The organism is Dactylosporangium sp. NPDC050688 (genome assembly GCF_040654515.1).
Lineage (GTDB): Bacteria > Actinomycetota > Actinomycetes > Mycobacteriales > Micromonosporaceae > Dactylosporangium.
The window spans coordinates 14,090-33,477 of record NZ_JBFAIC010000092.1 but is presented as its reverse complement, the minus strand read 5'-3'; the positions used below and the strand labels follow the sequence as shown (position 1 = coordinate 33,477).

The window sequence follows — 19,388 nt, the reverse complement described above, 5'->3', positions numbered from 1 at the left end:
AGCTCGCGCTGGCGCCCGACGTGCCGCTGCTGCTGTCCGGCGCGACCGCCGACGCCCTCGCCCGCCAGGCCGCCCGCCTGTTGGACTTCATGACCTCACCCGCCGCGCCGACCGGCGCTGCCCCGGTGGACGCCGCCGCGACTCCCGCCGCCGGCCCGGACACCACCACGTCGGCCGCCGCCGCGACTCCCGCCGCCGGCCCGGACGCCACCACGCCGGCCGCCGGCGGCGACCAGGCAGCACCAGCCGCGCTGGCCGCACTGGCCGCCGCGCTCGCCACCACGCGCACGCACCACGCCCACCGCGCCGCGATCCTCAGCGCGGACCCCGACGACGTGCGCGCCGCCCTCACCGCGCTCGCCGAGGGCCGCCCCGACCCGGCCGCCGTCACCGGCGTCGCCGCGTCCGACCCGCGGCCCGTGTTCGTCTTCCCGGGCCAGGGCGCGCAGTGGACCGGGATGGCCCGCGACCTGCTCGACGGCTCCGCCGTGTTCCGCGCCTCGATCGACGCCTGCGCCGCCGCGCTCGACCCGTACACCGGCTGGTCGCTGCACGACGCGTTACGCGGCGCTCCCGGCGCGCCCGACCCCGAGCGGGTCGACGTCGTGCAGCCGGTGCTGTTCGCCGTGATGGTCTCCCTCGCCGCCGTGTGGCGGGCCGCGGGCGTGGTCCCGGCCGCCGTCGTCGGCCACAGCCAGGGCGAGATCGCCGCGGCGTACGTCGCCGGCGCGCTGAACCTCGACGACGCCGCCCGCGTCGTCGCCCTGCGCAGCCGCGCCCTGTCCGCGCTCGCGGGCCGCGGCGGGATGCTGTCGGTGCAGCTGCCCGCCGACGCGCTCGCCGCGCGCCTCGCCCCGTACGGCGACCGGCTCGCCGTCGCGGTCGTCAACAGCCCCCGCTCCGCCGTCGTCGCCGGCGACCCCGACGCCCTCGACGCGCTGCTCGCCGCCTGCCACGCCGACGACGTGCGGGCCCGCCGCGTCGACGTCGACTACGCCTCGCACTCCGCGCAGGTCGACGCCGTCCGGGCCGACCTGGCCGGACTGCTCGCCGGGATCACCCCGGTCCCCGCCGAGGTGCCGATGATGTCGACCGTCACCGGCGAGATGCTCACCGGCACCGAGCTCGACGCCGGGTACTGGTTCACCAACCTGCGCCGGCCGGTCCGCTTCGCCGACGCCACGGCCCGCCTGCTCGCCGCCGGGCACCGGGTGTTCCTGGAGATGAGCCCGCACCCGGTGCTCGCCACCGCCGTCGAGGAGACCGCCGAGGCCGCCGGCGCCACGGACACGGTCGCCACCGGCACCCTGCGCCGCGGCGAGGGCGGACCGCAACGCCTCGGCCGCTCCCTGGCCCGGGCGCACGTGTGCGGGGTGGCCGTCGACTGGGCCGCCACCGGTCTCGTCACCCCCGGCCGCCCGGCCCGCCTGCCCACCTACGCGTTCGCGACCGAACGGTTCTGGCTCGACGAGCAGGACCGCACCGCGGCGCCCGCCGACGCCGACTTCTGGCGCGCCGTCGACGCCGGCGACCCGGCCGCCCTGCGCGCGCTCGGCCTCGACGGGCTCGACGCGGACCTGCCCGCCCTGTCGCGCTGGCACCGCGACCGCGCCCTGCACGCCGCGGCGGACCGCTGGTCCTATGCGGTGGCCTGGCGGCCCGTACCGGCACCGCAGGCCCGGCCGGCCGGCGGCTCCTGGCTCGTCGTCCACCCACCCGGCGCGCAGGCGGAAGCCGCCGCGATCGGCGCCGCGCTGACCCGCCGGGGCGTCGCGGTGACGCTCGCCGGCACCCTGGAGCCCGGCGGCTGGACCGGCGTGCTGTCCCTGCACGCCCTCGCCGGCCCGCCTGACCCGCGGCTGCCGGGCCTCGGCGCCCTGACGGCCACCGTGGACCTGCTGCGCGCCGCCCCGGCGCCGCTGTGGTGCGCGACCCGGGGCGCGGTCTCCACGGGCGCCGGCGACCCGCTCACCGACCCGGCGCAGGCGCAACTGTGGGGGCTGGGCCGGGTCGCGGCGCTGGAACACCCGGACCGCTGGGGTGGCCTGGTCGACCTTCCAAAGCACCTGGACGACGACGCGGCCGACCGGCTCGCGGCCCTGCTCACCGATGGCGGCGCCGAGGACCAGCTGGCGGTGCGCCCGACCGGCGTCTACGCGCGCCGCCTCGTGCCGGCCGCGGGCACCGCCGTGCCGGCCGCGGGCACCGCCGCGCCGGCCGCCGCGCCCGGTGCCGTCGCGGCGTGGCCGCCGGCCGCCGGGACGGTCCTCATCACCGGCGGCACCGGCGCGGTCGGCGCGCACATCGCCCGTGACGTCGCTCGTGCCCGGCCCGGCGTCGCGCTGCTGCTCACCAGCCGCCGCGGCGCCGATGCGCCCGGCGCCGCAGAACTCGCCGCGCAGCTGCGCGAGCTCGGCGCGACGGTCACCGTCGCCGCCTGCGAGGCCGCCGACCGTACGGCCCTCGCCGCCCTCGCCGCCGACGCCGCCGCCCGCGGCGAGCCGATCCGCGCCGTGTGCCACGCCGCCGGCGCCGGCAGCACCGTCGCCCTCGCCGACGTGCGGGCCGGCGACCTGCTCGACGGCCTGCACACGAAGGTCGCCGGCGCGCTCGCGCTGGACCACGTGTTCGGCGACGTCGACGCGTTCGTGCTCGTCTCCTCCGGCGCCGGCGTGTGGGGCGCCGCCGGACAGGGCCCGTACGCGGCCGCCAACGCCTTCCTCGACGCGCTCGCCGAGCACCGCCGCTCCCGTGGCCTGGCCGCGACCGCGGTCGCGTGGGGCCTGTGGGACGGCGCCGGGATGGCGGCCGGCGAGGCCGACGGGATGCGCCGCCGCGGCCTGGTCCCGATGGCCCCGGCGACCGCCGCCGCCGCGCTGCGCCGCCTGGTGCCGTCCGGCCGCCCGGGCACTGTCGTCGCCGACCTCGACTGGCCCCGCTTCACGGCCGGCTTCGCCGCGCTGCGCCAGACCCGGCTGTTCACCGAGATCCCCGGCGCCGAGCCGCCCGCCTCGGACGGCGCCGCCGCACCGGCCGGCTCGTCCCCGCCGCTGGTCGCCCGGCTCGCCGGGCTCGCCGCCGGCGAGGCCCGCCGCGAGCTGCGCGACCTCGTCCGCGCCCAGGCCGCCGCGGCCCTCGGCTACAAGGCGGAGGCCGGCCGCGCCGCCGCCGACACGATCGCGCCGGACCGGGCCCTGCGCGAGCTCGGCCTCGACTCGCTGACCGCGGTGGACCTGCGCAACCGCCTCGTGGCCGCCACCGGCCTGCGGCTGGCCACCACCCTCGTGTTCGACCACCCCACCCCGGACCGCATCGCCGCACACCTCCTGGCCCAGCTCCAGGCCGCCCCGGCCGCCACCGGCGCGGCGGGCGACGACGCGCGGCAGCGCACGGGCGCGCCGGACGAGCCGATCGCGATCGTCGGGATGAGCTGCCGGTACCCTGGCGGCGCCGACGACCCCGACGCACTGTGGCAGATCGTGGCCACCGGCACCGACGCCATCACCACGTTCCCGGGCGACCGCGGCTGGGACATCGACGGGCTCGTCGCCGGCGGCGCGAGCCACACCGCACACGGCGGGTTCCTCGCCGACCCGGCCGGTTTCGACGCCGAGTTCTTCGGGCTCAGCCCCCGCGAGGCGACCACCACCGACCCGCAGCAACGGCTCGTGCTGGAAGGCGCGTGGGAGGCGGTCGAACGGGCCGGCATCGACCCGGGCACGCTGCACGGCGGCGACACCGGCGTGTTCGTCGGCGTCGTCAGCCACGACTACGCGGACCTGCTGCGCGACAGTGCCGAGGACTTCGCCGGCCACCGGGTCACCGGCGTGTCCGCCTCGGTCATCTCCGGCCGGGTCGCCTACGCCCTCGGACTGACCGGCCCGGCCGTCACCGTCGACACCGCCTGCTCCTCCTCGCTCGTCGCCGTGCACCTCGCCGCGCAGGCACTGCGCGCGGGGGAGTGCGGGCTGGCGCTCGCCGGCGGGGTGACGGTGATGGCGACGCCGACCCCGTTCGTCGAGTTCAGCCGGCAGGGCGGGCTCGCCGCCGACGGGCGGTGCAAGCCGTTCTCCGCCGGCGCCGACGGCACCGGCTGGGGCGAGGGCATGGGCATGCTGCTGCTGGAGCGGCTCAGCGACGCCGAACGCAACGGACACCCGGTCCTCGCCGTCGTGCGCGGCTGCGCGGTCAACCAGGACGGCGCCAGCAACGGCCTGTCCGCACCCAGCGGCGAGGCCCAGCAGCGCGTCATCCGGGCCGCGCTGCGCGGCGCCGGCCTGGACGCGGCCGACGTCGACGCGGTCGAGGCACACGGCACCGGCACGGTCCTCGGCGACCCGATCGAGGCGACCGCGCTGCTGGCCACCTACGGGCAGGGCCGGCCCGAGGGCCGTCCGTGCCGGATCGGGTCGGTCAAGTCGAACATCGGCCACACGCAGGGCGCCGCGGGCGTCGCCGGGATCATCAAGATGGTGCAGGCGCTGCGGCACGCGGTCCTGCCGGCGTCGCTGCACGCGGGCGAGCCCACGCCGCACGTCGACTGGTCCGCGGGCGCCGTCGAGGTTCTCGCCGGGTCGATGCCGTGGCCCGGCGGGCGTCCCCGTCGCGCGGCGGTGTCCGCGTTCGGGATCAGCGGCACCAACGCCCACGTGATCCTGGAGGAGGCGCCGCCCGCGCCGGTGCCGGCGCCGGCCGGGCGGCCCGCGGCGGACGTCCCGCTGGCGTTCCCGCTCACGGCCCGCACCCCTGCCGCGCTGCGGGACCAGGCCGCCCGCCTCCTCGCGCACCTCGACGCGGCGCCGGGCGTCGCGCTCGCCGACATCGCGCACTCGCTGGCCACCACCCGCGCGGCGCTCGCGGAGCGGGGCACCGTCGTGGCCGCCGACCGCGACCGGCTGCGCCACGGGCTGTCGGCGCTCGCCGCCGGCACCGACGCCGCGAACCTCCTGCGCGGGCGGGTCCGCCCCGACGGCGCGGTCGCGTGGATGTTCACCGGCCAGGGCAGCCAGCACCACGGTATGGGGCAGCAGCTGCGGGCCTGCCTGCCGGTGTTCGCCGCGGCATTCGACGAGGTCGCCGCCCACCTGCCGCTGGGCGAGGTGCTGACCGGCACGGACGAGGCGGCGATCCACCGCACCGGCAACGCACAGCCCGCCCTGTTCGCCTTCCAGGTGGCGCTGTTCCGCCAGCTCACCGCGTGGGGGCTGGCGCCGGCGCAGCTGCTGGGGCACTCCGTCGGCGAGCTCGCCGCGGCCCACTGCGCCGGCGTGCTCGACCTCGCCGACGCCTGCCGCCTCGTCGCCGCCCGCGGCCGGCTCATGCAGCGGCTGCCGGCCGGCGGCGCGATGCTCGCCGTCGACGCGACCGAGGCCGAGGTGACCGCGGCCCTGGGCGAGCTCACCGGCGAGCTCACCGGCGAGCTCGCCGGCGGGTTCGCCGGCCGGGTCGACGTCGCCGCCGTCAACGGCCCGCACGCCGTCGTCGTCTCCGGCGACGAGGACGCCGTCGAGGCGCTGGCGGCCCGCTGGCGTACGCAGGGGCGCCGCACCCGCCGGCTGCGGGTCAGCCACGCGTTCCACTCCGCCCACATGGACCCGATGCTCGAGGAGTTCCGGGCCGTCGCGGAGTCCCTCACCTGGCACGCGCCGGGCATCCCCGTCGTCTCCAACGTCACCGGCGCCCCGGACCTCGGCATCGCCACCCCCGGGTACTGGGTGCGGCACGTGCGGGCCACCGTCCGGTTCGCCGACGGCGTGCGCTGGCTGGCCGACCGCGGCGTGCAGACGTTCGTCGAGCTCGGCCCCGACAGCGTCCTGGCCGGCATGGTCAGCGACTGCCTCGACGCCGACGACGCCACGTACGTGGTGGTGCCGACCCAGCGGCGCGGGCGGCCGGAGCCGGCGGCGCTGATCGGGGCGCTCGCCGAGCTGCACGGTCACGGGGTGTCGCCGGACTGGGCCGTGCTCGCCGGCGTGCACGGTGGCCGGGTCGTGGCGCTGCCGACGTACGCGTTCCAGCGCCGGCGGTTCTGGCCGCGGCCGGCCGCCGCGCCGGCGCCGGTGGCGGGCCCGCTCGGTCTGCAGGCCGTCGAGCACCCGATGCTCGGCGCGGCGGTGCCGCTCGCCGGGACGGGCGCCTGGGTCTTCACGGGGCGGCTGTCGACCGCGGCGCAGCCGTGGCTCGCCGACCACACCGTCGCCGGGGTCGTCATCGTGCCGGGCACCGCCCTGCTCGAGCTCGCCCTCGACGCGGCGCTGCGGGCCGGCGCCGGGCAGGTGGAGGAGCTCGCGTTCCGCACGCCGATCCGGCTGTCCGGCGACGCCGGCGTCCAGGTGCAGGTGTCCGTCGGCGCCCCGGACGCGGCCGGCCGGCGGACGCTGGCCATCCACTCCCGGCCCGAGGACGCGACCGAATGGGTGTGCAACGCGGCCGGCCTCGCCGCCGCGGCGGCACCGGCCGAGGCCGACCCGGATCTCACGCCGTGGCCGCCGACCGGCGCGCACCGCGTCGACGTCGACGGGCTCTACGAGCGGCTGCACCGCCGCGGGTACCACTTCGGCCCCGCGTTCCGCAGCCTGCGGGCGGCCTGGCGGCGCGGCGCCGAGCTGTACACGGAGATCGACCTGCCGGACGGGCACCGTCCCGGGACGGCCGGCTACGGCATCCACCCGGCGCTGCTGGACGCCGCCGCGCACCTGAGCCTGGAGGGTTACGCCGAACGCGCCGAGGCCGCCGGGCAGATCCCGATCCTGTTCGCCATCAACGGCGTGCGCCTGCACCGGCCCGGCCCCGGCGCCCTGCGGGTCCGGCTGGTCCCGGCCGCCGGCGAACCCGACGGCATGGACCTCACCGTCGCCGACGCCACCGGCCGGCCGGTCGCCCGGATCGCGTCGATGCACGTGCGCGGCGTCGCCGCCGAGCAGCTCGACCCGGCGGCCAACGGCACCCTGCTACGCCGCACCTGGACCCCGGCCCCGACCGGCCCCCCGCCGCGGCAGCTGGCCGTCGTCGGCCGCCCCGACCCGGCGCTCGCGCTGCCGCTCGGCGACGGCGAGGTCGACACGTACGCGGACCTGAGCCGCTTCGGCCCGCTCGTCCCGCCGGTGGTCCTGGCCGGCACGGCAGCCTGGGTCACCGGCACCGACCCGGTCGCCGGCACCCACCGCGCGGTCACCGCCGCCGCCGTGCTGCTGCAGGACTGGCTGGCCGCGGACCGGTTCGCCGGCGCCCGGCTCGCCGTGGTCACGACCGGCGCGATGGCCGTCACCCCCGGCGACCACGCCGACCCCGCTCAGGCGGCCGTGTGGGGCCTGGTGCGCGCCGCGCAAGCCGAACACCCCGGCCGTTTCGTGCTCGTCGACACCGACGGCTCCGCGGCCGCCCGCCGGGTCCTGCCCGCGCTCCTCGGCGGCGGCGCGGAGCAGCTCGCGATCCGCGGCGCCACCGGCCTCACCCCGCAGCTGACCCGCCTCGACCCGGCCGCGGACGCCGGGCAGGCCGCCCGGCAAGGCCCGGCGACCGGGCCGGCGACGGCCCCGTTCGACCCCGACGGGACGGTGCTCATCACCGGCGGCACGGGCTCGCTCGGCCGGGCACTCGCCGCGCACCTCGTCGCCGAGCACGGCGTGCGGCACCTGCTGCTCGCCGGCCGGCGCGGCGACCCGACCGGCCTCGACGCGCTCAACGCGGCCGGGGCCTCGGTCACCGTCGCGGCGTGCGACGTCGCCGACCGCGACCAGGTCGCCGCGCTGCTCGCACGGATCCCGTCCCGGCACCCGCTGACCGCGGTCGTGCACGCCGCCGGCATCGTCGACGACGCGCTCGTCGCCGACCTCACCCCGCAGCGCATCGCGCGGGTGCTACGCGCCAAGGTCGACGGCGCGCAGCACCTGCACGACCTCACCCGGCACCTGCCCCTGGCCGCGTTCACGCTGTTCAGCTCCGTGTCCGGGGTCCTGGGCAACGCGGGCCAGGGCAACTACGCGGCCGCGAACGCGTACCTCGACGCGCTCGCCGAACAGCGCCGGGCGCTCGGACTGCCCGCCCAGTCGCTCGCCTGGGGCCCGTGGGCCAGCGGCGACGGCATGGCCGACCGGCTCGACGAGCGGCAGCTGCGCCGCATCGAGCGCACCGGGCTGCGGCCGCTGCGCACCGACCGGGCGCTGCGCCTGTACGACGCCGCCCGGCGCGGCGACGCGGCGATGCTCGTGGCGGTCCACCTGGCCGGCCAGGCCGGGACGGCGGCGCCGATGCTCGCCGGCCTGCTGGCACCACGGGGGACCACCCAGACTGCCCAGGCCGCCCAGGCCGCGCCCCCCGTCGAGGACCTCGGTGCCCGGCTCGCCGGGCTGCCCCCCACCGACCGTTCACGCGCCGTCCTGGCGGTCGTGCGCGCCGAGGCGGCCCTGGTCCTCGGCCACGACCAGAGCGGCGAGGTCGACCCCGACGGCCCGTTCCTGGAGAGCGGGTTCAACTCCCTGATGGCCGTCGAGCTGCGCAACCGGCTCGGCGCCGCCACCGGGCTGCGCCTGCCGACCACGCTCGTCTTCGAGTGCCCGACCCCGGCCGTGCTGGCCGAGTACCTCACCACCAGGCTGCGCCCCGGGCAGGACCAGGAAAGCCGCACCATCCTCCACCACCAGCCGCTATCCCAGTTGGAGTCCCTGTCATGACGGATGTGCTCAGCGAAGCCGCGCTCGGCGACTTCCAACTCCTGGCCGGCCCGGGCGACGCCCTCGTCGCCGACCACCACCTGCACGGTGCGGCGCAGCTGCCCGAGCTCAGCCATGTCGACGTGCTGCTGCGCGCCGCCGCACGGCGCGGCCTGGCCGCCGACGGCGTGGAACTGTCCGAGCTGACCTTCCCCGGCCCGGTCCGCTTCGCCGACGGCCGGCCACGGCGGCTGGTGTACCGCGCCACCACCGACGGCGACACCACCCGGGTGCGCGCCGACGCCAGCCCGGTCCAGGCCGGCGACCCGGGCGGCGCCGGCGACCCGGACCCGGCCGTCGCGGTTCTCGACGGCCGGGTGCGGTGGGCCGGCCCCGAGCCGGCCGCGGCACCGCTGGACCTCGCCGCCCACGGCCGGGCCGCGGCCGGTGCGGCCGACCTCGCCGAGCTGTACGCCCGGGCGGGACGCTCCGGACTGGATCGCGGGGAGTTCCTGCAGGCCCGCGGCTGGGTCGGGTTGTCCGGCGACGACGTCGTCGCCCAGCTCACCCCCAGCCCGGCGGCGGCCGCCCGGGCCGGCGACTTCCACGCCCACCCGGCGCTGCTGGACGCGGCCCTCGTCGCCGCGTTCGGGCTCGCCACCGTCGAGGGCACCGCACCGTTCCGGCCGCGCTCGATCCGCCTGGTCCGCGCGCCGCGCCGCCTCGACGGGCTCACCAACGTCGTCGCGCGGGTCCGCCCCGCCGGGCAGGACGCCCTCGAGGCCGACATCGCCCTGTACGACGCCGACGGCTGCCTCGCCGTCCGCCTCGACGGCGTGCACGCCGTCCGTGAACCGGCTCCTGCCCCGGACCGGGCCGAAGTTTCAGCCGAGGCGCCGGTCCGGCCGCTGTCGCGCCGCGCGTCCCGGCCGCCGCGCCCCGAACGGCGCCCGCTCGACGTCGCGATCGTCGGCGTGGCCGGCCGGTACCCGGGCGCCGGCAACCTCGACGCCTTCTGGGACAACCTGATGGCCGGGCACGACGCCATCACCGAGGTACCCGCGGAACGCTGGCGCGCCGAGGACTACCCGACCGGCGACGTGTCGCTGCCCCGCCACGGCGGGTTCATCGCCGACGTCGACAAGTTCGACCCGCTGTTCTTCCGCATCCCGCCCAGCACCGCGGCCACCCTGGACCCGCAGGAGCGGCTGTTCCTGGAGGCCGCGTACGCCGCCGTCGAACACGCCGGCTACCAGCCCGACGACTTCCGCGCCCCGCACAACCGGGTCGGTGTCTTCGTCGGCGCCATGTGGGCCGACTACCGGCTCCTCGGTGTCGACGCGACCCGCCGCGGCACCCCGACGTCGGTGCCGTCGATGGCCTCCTCGGTGGCCAACCGCGTCTCGTACTTCTTCGACTTCGCCGGCCCGAGCATGGCCGTCGACACCGCCTGCTCGTCGTCGCTGACCGCGCTGCACCTGGCCTGCCGCAGCATCGCCGAGGGCGAGTGCGACGCGGCGATCGCGGGCGGGGTCAACCTGCTCCTGCACCCCGACAAGTTCCTGCTGCTGCGCACGCTCAACATGGCGGCCTCCGACGGCCGGTGCCGCTCGTTCGGTGAGGGCGGCGACGGCTACGTGCCCGGCGAGGGCGTCGGCGCGCTGCTGCTCAAACCGCTCGCCAAGGCGGAAGAGGACGGCGACACCATCCACGGCGTCATCCTCGGCATGGCCGTCAACCACGGCGGGCGGGCGGCCGGGCTCACCGTGCCCAACCCGGTCGCGCAGGGCGAGGCGATCGCCCGGGCGCTCAGCGAGGCGCAGGTCGACCCGGGCTCCATCGGCTACGTCGAGGCGCACGGCACCGGCACCGCCCTCGGCGACCCGGTCGAGGTCGCCGGGCTCAACCGGGCCCTGGCCGGCCGCAGCGAGCCGTGCCTGCTCGGCTCGGTCAAGTCCAACATCGGGCACCTGGAGGCCGCGGCCGGCGTCGCCGCCGTCACCAAGGTCCTGCTGCAGATGCGCCACGGCACGATCGCGCCGTCGCTGCACTCCGACCGGCTCAATCCCGAGATCGACTTCTCGGCGGCGCGGCTGCGGGTGCCGCAGGACGCCCAGCCGTGGCCGCGCCCCGCCATCGAGGCCGGCGGGCGCCGCCGGGCCGGGGTCAGCTCCTTCGGCGCGGGCGGCGCCAACGCGCACGTCGTGATCGAGGAGTACGTCGCGCCGCCGCTGCCCGCCCCGCCCGCCGGACCGGAGGTCCTGGTCCTGTCGGCCCGCACCGAGGAGCGGCTGCGCGTCTACGCCGGGCGTATCGCCGGGTTCCTGCGCGGCGCCGACCCGGGCCGGTTCCGCGACATCGCCCGCACCCTGCAGGTCGGCCGGCCCGCCCTGGAGGTGCGGCTGGCGCTCGTCGCCACGACGCCCGGCGAGGCCGCGACGGCCCTGGAGCGGTACCTCGCCGGCGAGCCGGCGGCGGTGCACACCGGCACCGCCGCCGGGGAGGCCGACCGCGAGCCCGGCCGTGCCGACCTGCTCGGCCGCCACTACACCGCCGGCGACCTGGACAGCACCGCGCGGCTGTGGACCGTCGGCGGGCGCCCCGACTGGGCGGCCCTCAACGGCGGGCCCGCGCGCCGGGTGCCCGTCCCCGGGTACCCGTTGCAGCGCACCCGCTACTGGCTGGACGAGCCCACCGACGCGAGCTCCATCGCCGCGATCACCGAGGCGTACGAGGCGGGCACCCCGCACCTGGACGTCGAGCTGGAGGCCGCGTACCCGCTGCTGGGCCGCTACGCGTCCGGCTCCGCGGCGCGCAAGCTCGGCACGCTGGGCTTCCCGGCCGAGGGCGGCACCGTCGCCGAGGTCCGCGAAGGGCTGGGCATCCGCCCGGAGTTCTTCCGCTTCTTCGACGCCTGCCTCGCCGTGCTCGAACGCCACGGCCACGTCGAGCGGGAGGGCGACGTGGTGCGCCTCACCGGCGGCACCGAGGACCTGCCGGCGCTGCGTGGCGACATCCTGGAGCAGCACCCGGAGGCGTACCCGTTCGTGCGGCTGCTGGACACCTGCGTGCAGGCCTACCCGCACACGCTGCGCGGCGAGATCCCGGTGACCGAGATCCTGTTCCCGGGCTCGGGTGTGGACCTGATGGCCGGCGTGTACCGCGGCAGCCCCGCCTACGACTTCTACAGCGAGGAACTGGCCCGGCTCATCGGCACCATCGTCGACGTACGGGCCCGCGCCGGCCGCCGCCCGGTGCGCATCCTCGAGGTCGGCGCCGGCACCGGCAGCACCTCCCACGCGGTGCTTGCCGCCGTGGCCGCCCGCGACACCGAGGTCGAGTACCACTACACCGACGTCGGCGGCAGCTTCGTCGCGCACGGGCGGCGCACGTTCGCCGGCACCTACCCGTTCGTGCGGTTCAAGGTCCTCGACGCCGAGCGGGACCCGGTCGAGCAGGGCTTCGCCGAGGGCGGGTTCGACGCGGTCTTCGCCGCCAGCGCCCTGCACGCGGTCGCCGACGTCGACGAGTCGCTGTCCATGCTGCGCCGGCTGCTCGCCCCGACCGGCCTGCTGGTCCTCGGTGAGCCGGTCGCCGACATCGACATCCTCACGCTGTCGATCGGGATGCTCGACGGCTGGCACCGGTACACCGACCCGCAGCGCCGCCTGCCCAACTCGCCGCTGCTGTCGGTGGAGCAGTGGCGGGAGGCGACCCGCCGGACCGGCTACCGGGACTTCACCGGCTACGGTCCCGGCCTCACCGCCGACGCCGACCCGTCGTTCCGGGTCATCGTCGCCGCCAACTCCGGCGCCCCGGTCGTCGTGCCGGCCCGGCCCGCCCTGCCGGCGCCGCCCACCGTGGCCGAGGAAGCCGCGCCGGTCGTCGCCGCCACGGTCGAGGAAGCGGCGCCGGTCGTTGCCGCCGCGGTGGTGGCGCCGGTCGCGGCGGAGGCCGGGCGGCCGGCCGCGGACCCGCCCGAGGTCCTGGAGCCGGTCGTCGCCGCGATCATCGCCGACGGGCTCGGGGTGGTCGTCGCCGAGGTGCGGCCGACGATGTCGTTCGCCGAGTACGGCGTCGACTCGATTCTCGCGGTGAAACTGGTGGAGCGGCTCAACGCGGCGCTCGGCGTGGCGGTCAAGCCGACGGTCGTCTTCGACCACCCGAGCGTCCGCCGCCTCGCCACCCACTTCGCCACCATCGGCGCCCGCATCGCGCCCGCGCCTGCCGCGCTAGCGCCCGCGTCTGCGTCTGCCACGCCCGCGCCCGCGTCTGCGTCTGCCACGCCCGCGCCCCCGTCTGCGCCTGCCGGGCCCGCGCCTGCGGCGCCAGGCGGGCCGGGCGCCGCGCCGGCGTCCGCGCCGCGCGCCCTGGCGACGCCGGTCACCGTGCCCGCCGCCGTCCCGCCGGCCGCCGTGCCGCCCGCAGCGCCCGCCTCCGTGCCGGCCGAGCCGCGACCGCGGCCCGCGGCCGTCCCGCTCGTCGGCGGTGGCACCGGGCCCAGCCGTACCCTCGACATCGCCGTCATCGGCATGGCCGGACGCTACCCGGGTGCCCGGGACACCCGCGCGCTGTGGCAGAACCTCGTCGCCGGCCAGGTCAGCATCGCCGGCGTGCCCGGGGACCGGTTCGACCTCGACGCGGTGTACGCCCCGTGGCCGCCGCGCCCCGGCAGGACCTACACCCGCTGGGGCGGCTACCTCGACGACGTCGACCTGTTCGACCCGGCGTTCTTCAACATCGTCCCGGCCGAGGCCGACTACATGGACCCGCAGCAGCGGCTGTTCCTGCAGGAGGCGTGGCGGGCCGTGGAGGACGCCGGCCTCGACGCGCGGCAGCTGGCGAGGGTCCGCTGCGGTGTGTTCGCCGGCTCCCCGCCGTCGGACTACGTCACCCTGATCCGTGACCGGGGGCTGGGCGGGGTGCCGCACGTGTTCACCGGCAACGCCCCGTCGATCCTGCCCGCCCGGGTCGCGTACCACCTCGACCTCACCGGACCCTGCATGAGCTTCGACACCGCGTGCTCGTCGTCGCTCGTCGCGATCCATCAGGCGTGCCGCAGCCTCGGCGCCGGCGACTGCGACCTCGCGCTGGCCGGCGGCGTCGCCGTCTACAGCACCCTGGACCACCTGCTGCTCACCTCGTCGCTCGGGATGCTCTCCCCGACGGGGCAGTGCCGCGCGTTCGACGCGGCAGCCGACGGGTTCGTCATGGCCGAGGGGGCGGGTGTGGTACTGCTCAAGCCGCTCGCCGCGGCGCTCGCCGACGGGGACCCGATCCACGGCGTCATCAAGGCCGCCGGCGTCAACCAGGACGGTCGCACCAACGGCATCACCGCGCCGAGCGCCCGGTCGCAGCGCGAGCTCGCCACCGACGTCTACGACCGCTTCGGCATCGACCCGTCCGGCATCGGCTACGTCGAGACCCACGGCACCGGCACCCGCCTCGGCGACCCGATCGAGATCGAGGCGCTCACCGGCGCGTTCCGCGGGTACACCGACACCCGGCGCACCGTCCCGATCGGCTCGATCAAGACGAACATCGGGCACAGCTCGCACGCCGCCGGAGTCGCCGGCCTCATCAAGGTGCTGCTGGCGATGCGCGAGGGGTACATCCCGCCGTCGCTGAACTTCACCGCGGACAACGAGCTCACCGGCCTGGCGGACTCGCCGTTCTTCGTCAACACCGAGCTGCTGCCGTGGCCGGCGCACCGCAGGCTCGCCGCGATCAGCTCGTTCGGGTTCAGCGGCACCAACGCCCACCTGGTCGTCGCCGGCCACGATGAGCGCCGCCCGGCGACCCCGGCCCCGGCCCGCGAGGCCCTGGTGCCGCTGTCGGCGCGCAGCGAGGCCGCCCTGCGCCGGGCCGCCGCCGAGCTGGAGCGGGCCCTGGCCGGGATGCCGGACGCCGCCCTGCATGACGTCGCCGCCACGATGCAGACCGGACGGGTGCCGTTCGAGCACCGCGCGGCGCTGGTGGCCGGCTCCGTCGAGCAGCTGCGGGCCCGGCTCGCCCTGCTCGCCGCGGGCGGCCGCCCGGCCGGCGTGCACCTCGGCCAGGTCGACCCGGACGCGCCGGCCGGCCCGACGGTCGCCCCCGAGCCGGGCGGCGACCCGCACGAGGCCGGCCGTGCCTGGGCCGCCGGCGGCTCCCTGGACCCGGCCCGCATGTACCCGAAGGGCACCGCCCGCCGGCTCCACCTGCCCGGCTACTCGTTCGACACCGAACGCTGCTGGCTCCCCGACGCCGGCACCGACCCGGCCAACGACCCGTCAGGCGGCCCATCAGACGGCCCGTCCGGCGGCCCGTCGAGCGGCCCGAGCGGCGGCCCGAGCGGCGGCCCGGATCGCGGTCCGTCCGGCGGGCCCGAAGGAGGCGCCGCCCCGCAAGCCGCCCCGCAGGCGGCTCCGCAGGCGGCTCCGCAGGCGGCTCCGCAGGCGGCTCCGCAGGCGGCTCCGCAGGCGGCTCCGCAGGCGGCCCCGCAAGCGGCCCCGCAAGCGGCCCCGCTGCCCGTGCCGCAGCCCGTGCAGGTCCGGCCGGGGGCGACCCCCACGGCCGTGGCTGGGCGCCCGGCCGGCCTCGAGCCCGTCGACAGCGGCCGGTTCGCGAAGCTCGTCATCGGCGCAGCCGCCGGCGAGCTCGGCGTCGACCCGTCCGACCTGGACATCCGGGTCCCCGCCGCCGCGGCCGGGCTGGACGACGCCGGCCGGGCCCGGCTGATCGGCCGGATCAACCGGGTGTTCGGGGTGCAGCTGCCCGACGGCGCCTTCCCGGCGAGCATGTCCCTCGCCGCGTTCGCCGTCGGGCCGGTCCGCGCCGCGCTGTCCGGCGAGGTCCCGGCGCCCGGCGGGCCCGACCTCGTCGACCTGGCGCAGGACTACCTGAAGGCGCTGCTCGCGACCGAGGCGCGCCTGCCGGCGGAACGGATCCGCGTCCGTGCCCCGCTGTCGGAGTACGGCATCGAGTCCGTCCTCATCACCCGGCTCAACCAGCACCTCGAGGACGCGTTCGGGGCCGTGTCGGCGACGCTGTTCTTCGAGCACCAGTCCATCGCCGAGCTCGCCGCCCACCTCGCCGCCACCTACCCCGGCCGGCTCCGTGAGCTCACCGCGACCCCGGCACCGGCCGCGCAAGCCGCGCCGGCACCCGTCCCGGCCGAACCGGCGGCGAAGCCGGCCACCGCAGGGGGTGGGCGCCCCCGTACCGGCGACATCGCCATCATCGGCATGGCCGGTCGCTACCCGATGGCGCGCGACAACGACGAGTTCTGGCGCAACCTCCTCGGCGGCCGGGACTGCATCGTGGAGGTCCCCGCCGACCGGTGGGACCACAGCCGGTTCCTCAGTGACGACCCCGACGAGCCCGGCGCCACCTACGCGCGGTGGGGCGGCTTCATCGACGGTGTCGACGAGTTCGACGCGCGGTTCTTCCAGATCCCGCCGAAGGAGGCGGAGGGGATGGACCCGCAGCAGCGGCTGTTCCTGCAGGCCGCCTGGTCCGCGGTCGAGGACGCCGGCTACACCCCGGCACGGATGCGGGCCACCGCCGCGCGCCGGGGCACCAAGGACACCGGGGTCTTCGCCGGCGTCACCTACGGCGACTACCAGCTGCTGGTCGGCATGCCGATCGTCGGGTACTGGGCGGTGGCCAACCGCGTCTCGTACCACCTCGGCCTCAACGGCCCCAGCATGGCGGTGGACACCGCGTGCTCCGCGTCGATGACCGCCGTGCACCTGGCGGTGGAGGCGCTGCGGCGCGGCGAGTGCGGCTACGCGATCGCGGGCGGCGTCAACGTCACCGTCCACCCCGGCAAGTTCCTGCTGCTGGGCCACGGGCGGTGGGCGTCCACCGACGGGCGGTGCCGGGCGTTCGGCGCCGGCGGCGACGGATACGTGCCCAGCGAGGGCGTCGCGACCCTGGTCCTCAAGCCGCTCACCGACGCCGAGGAGGACGGCGACCGCATCTACGGCATCATCCGCGGCAGCACCGTCAACCACGGTGGCCGCACCAACGGGTTCAACGTGCCCAGCCCCAACGCCCAGGCCGACCTCATCGGCGAGGCGCTGCGGCAGTCCGGCGTCGACCCCCGCGAACTGTCCTATGTGGAGGCCCACGGCACGGGCACCTCGCTCGGCGACCCGATCGAGATCGCCGCGCTGACGAAGGCGTTCCGTGCGCACACCGGCGACCGCGGGTTCTGCGCGATCGGCTCGGCGAAGGCCAGCATCGGGCATCTGGAGGCGGCGGCGGGTGTCGCCGGCATCGTCAAGACCCTGCTGCAGCTGCGCCACGACACGATCCCGCCCTCGCCGCACGCCGAACCGGCGAACCCGAACGTCGACTTCGCCGCCAGCCCGTTCACCGTCGCCACGGCCGCGACCCCCTGGCCGTCGCACCCGGACGGCGCGCCGCGGCTGGCCGCCGTCAGCTCCTTCGGCGCCGGCGGGGCCAACGGGCACGTCATCATCTCCGAGCACCGCGGCGGGCCCGCCGCGCCCGCCGCGCCGGCCGGTCCGCGCCTGATCGTGCTGTCGGCGCGCAAGGCCGACCGGCTCACCGCGTACGCCACCGGCCTGGCCCGGTTCCTGCGCTCCGCGCCCGTCCCGCTGGACGACGTCGCGTGGACGCTGATGGTCGGGCGCGAGTCATTCGAGCACCGGCTGGCGACGGTGGTGTCGTCGGTCGCGGAGCTCGCCGAGCGGCTGGAGGCGTTCGCCGCGGGCCGGCCCGACCGGCTCGTGATGAGCGGCGCGGTGCCCTCGTACCAGGACCGGCCGGCCGGCGAGAACGCCGCCGACCGCGACTACCTGACCGGCCTGCGCGCCGGCGGGGACCTGCGCCGGCTCGGCGAGCTGTGGACACAGGGCTGGACGGTAGACTGGGAGCGCCTCGCGGCGGCCCCGGCCGGGCGGGTGGTGAGCCTGCCGACCTACCCGTTCGCCCCCGAACGCCACTGGATCGTGCCGGAGGAGTACCAGCGCGCCACTGCCCCCGCTGCTGCCCCGGCTCCGGTCGCACCCCCCGCCCCCGCGCCCGTCGTGGCCCCGGCCCCCGCGGCCGATGCCCCGCACGAGGAGTTCCGGGCCAGGCTCGGCAGCCAGATCACCGGCATCTTCGCCGAGCTGACCAAGCTGCCGGCCGGCGAGCTGGACCCCGACGCCGACTTCGCCGACTTCGGCTTCGACTCGGTCGTCTCCGTCCGCATGCTCAACCGCCTCATGAAGGCCTACGGCGTGCGCATCCCCGGCACGGTCATCGACGACTTCACCACCATCCGCGGCCTCACCGACCACCTCGTCGACAGCGGCGTCCTGGCCGGCACGGGCCCCGGCACCGGCCCGTCGGGTCGCCTCGGCAAGGTGCTGGCCGAGCCCGCCCGGGAGGTCGAGCCGGTCGCGTTGCCGGCGCCGCTGCCGTACGACTCCGTCTTCATGTCCGGCGTGACGGGCGTGCTCGGCGCGAGGCTGCTGCACGACCTGCTGGCCAGGACCGAGTCCCGGATCCGGTGCCTGGTGCGGGCCGACTCCCCGGAGGCGGCGCTGGACCGCATCGGCCGGCTGCTGGCGGTGTACGACGAGGAAGGCGCCCTCCGAGCGGAGCTGCGCCGGCGGGTCACCCCGGTCCTGGGTGACGTGACCCTCGACAACTTCGGCCTGGCCGAGGAGGAGCTGGCCCGGCTGGCCGCCGACGTCGACGTCACCATCCACGCCGCGGCCCGCACCACCCTGGTCTCGTTCTACGACTCCCTCGCCCCGATCAACGTCGACGGCACCCAGCGCATGATCGACTTCGCGTTGCGCACCGGGCACCGGCACCTCGTCTACGTCTCCAGCTTCAGCGCCCTCGGTGACTGGCTGCTGCACGACAACCGGCCGTTCACCGAGCACGACCTGGAGCTCGGCCAGGAGTACGACCACCTGCCGTACCAGGAGACGAAGTACCACGCGGAGAAGCTGGTCCGCGCCGCCTCCGACGACGGTCTCATGTGGACGATCGTGCGCCCCGGGAACATCATGGGCGACTCGGTGACCGGCCGTTACCCGTTCGCCGACGTCAACGTGAAGGGCGTCTACTACGACCTGCTCAAGACGGTCGTGGACACCTGCGTCTCCGCCGTCACCGCCAACCACTGGGACATCACCCCCGTGGACTACGTCAGCGCCGGCATCGTCGAGCTGGGCCTGCGCCGCGCCTCGTACCGCGAGACGTACCACCTCACGAACCCCGACATCCGCAGCCTGAACGAGATCTTCGACCACGTCCGCGACTTCGGCTACGACGTGCGCGCCGTCTCGGTCCGCGAGTTCCACCGCATGGCCGTCGAACGCCTCTTCCGCTCGGCCGGCTCCACCGAACCCTACGACTCGCAGACCATCGAGATGATCAAGTACGGCATCGAGACCTGGGGCCCGGAGCACTACGAGCACAGCTGCCCGCCCGACGCGACCTACACCCGGTCGCTGCTGGCACCGGCCGGCATCCACTGCCCGACGATCGCCGAGCTGGTGCCCATGTACCTCACCCACTGCGTGCGCAACGGGCTGTTCCCCCCACCGGCCCGCTGACCCACGCACCTTCCAGGGGCGGCCGGCACCTCGTGTGCCGGCCGCCCCTGCCGGCTGCCCGGACGCCCGGCCCGCGGCAGGCCCCGGATCGCCGGCAACGCGCGAACACCGCCGGCCTCCAGAAGGTGCCGGCAAACGCGCGAACCCGCCGGCCTGCAGAAGTGCCGGAAAC

The 19,388-nt window shown here is 77.1% G+C and carries 2 protein-coding genes; both read left to right on the top strand.

Annotation, left to right across the window (positions count from 1 at the left end; genetic code table 11):
- Positions 1 to 20 precede the first annotated feature (20 nt).
- Positions 21 to 8,672 (top strand): SDR family NAD(P)-dependent oxidoreductase, encoded by an 8,652-nt coding sequence (locus tag AB0H83_RS46650; RefSeq protein ID WP_360108652.1) that lies wholly within the window; start codon positions 21 to 23, stop codon positions 8,670 to 8,672.
- The gene (locus AB0H83_RS46645) at positions 8,669 to 19,216 is read left to right on the top strand and encodes a beta-ketoacyl synthase N-terminal-like domain-containing protein (protein WP_360108649.1); all 10,548 of its coding nucleotides are present in this window, start codon (positions 8,669 to 8,671) and stop codon (positions 19,214 to 19,216) included. Before AB0H83_RS46650 ends, AB0H83_RS46645 begins: the two co-directional genes overlap by 4 nt.
- The last annotated feature ends 172 nt before the right edge of the window (positions 19,217 to 19,388 follow it).

What these genes read in the sequence shown, in the direction of transcription:
- AB0H83_RS46645 (WP_360108649.1), top strand. Translation starts at nt 8,669, where the DNA reads ATGACGGATGTGCTCAGCGAAGCCGCGCTCGGCGACTTCCAACTCCTG.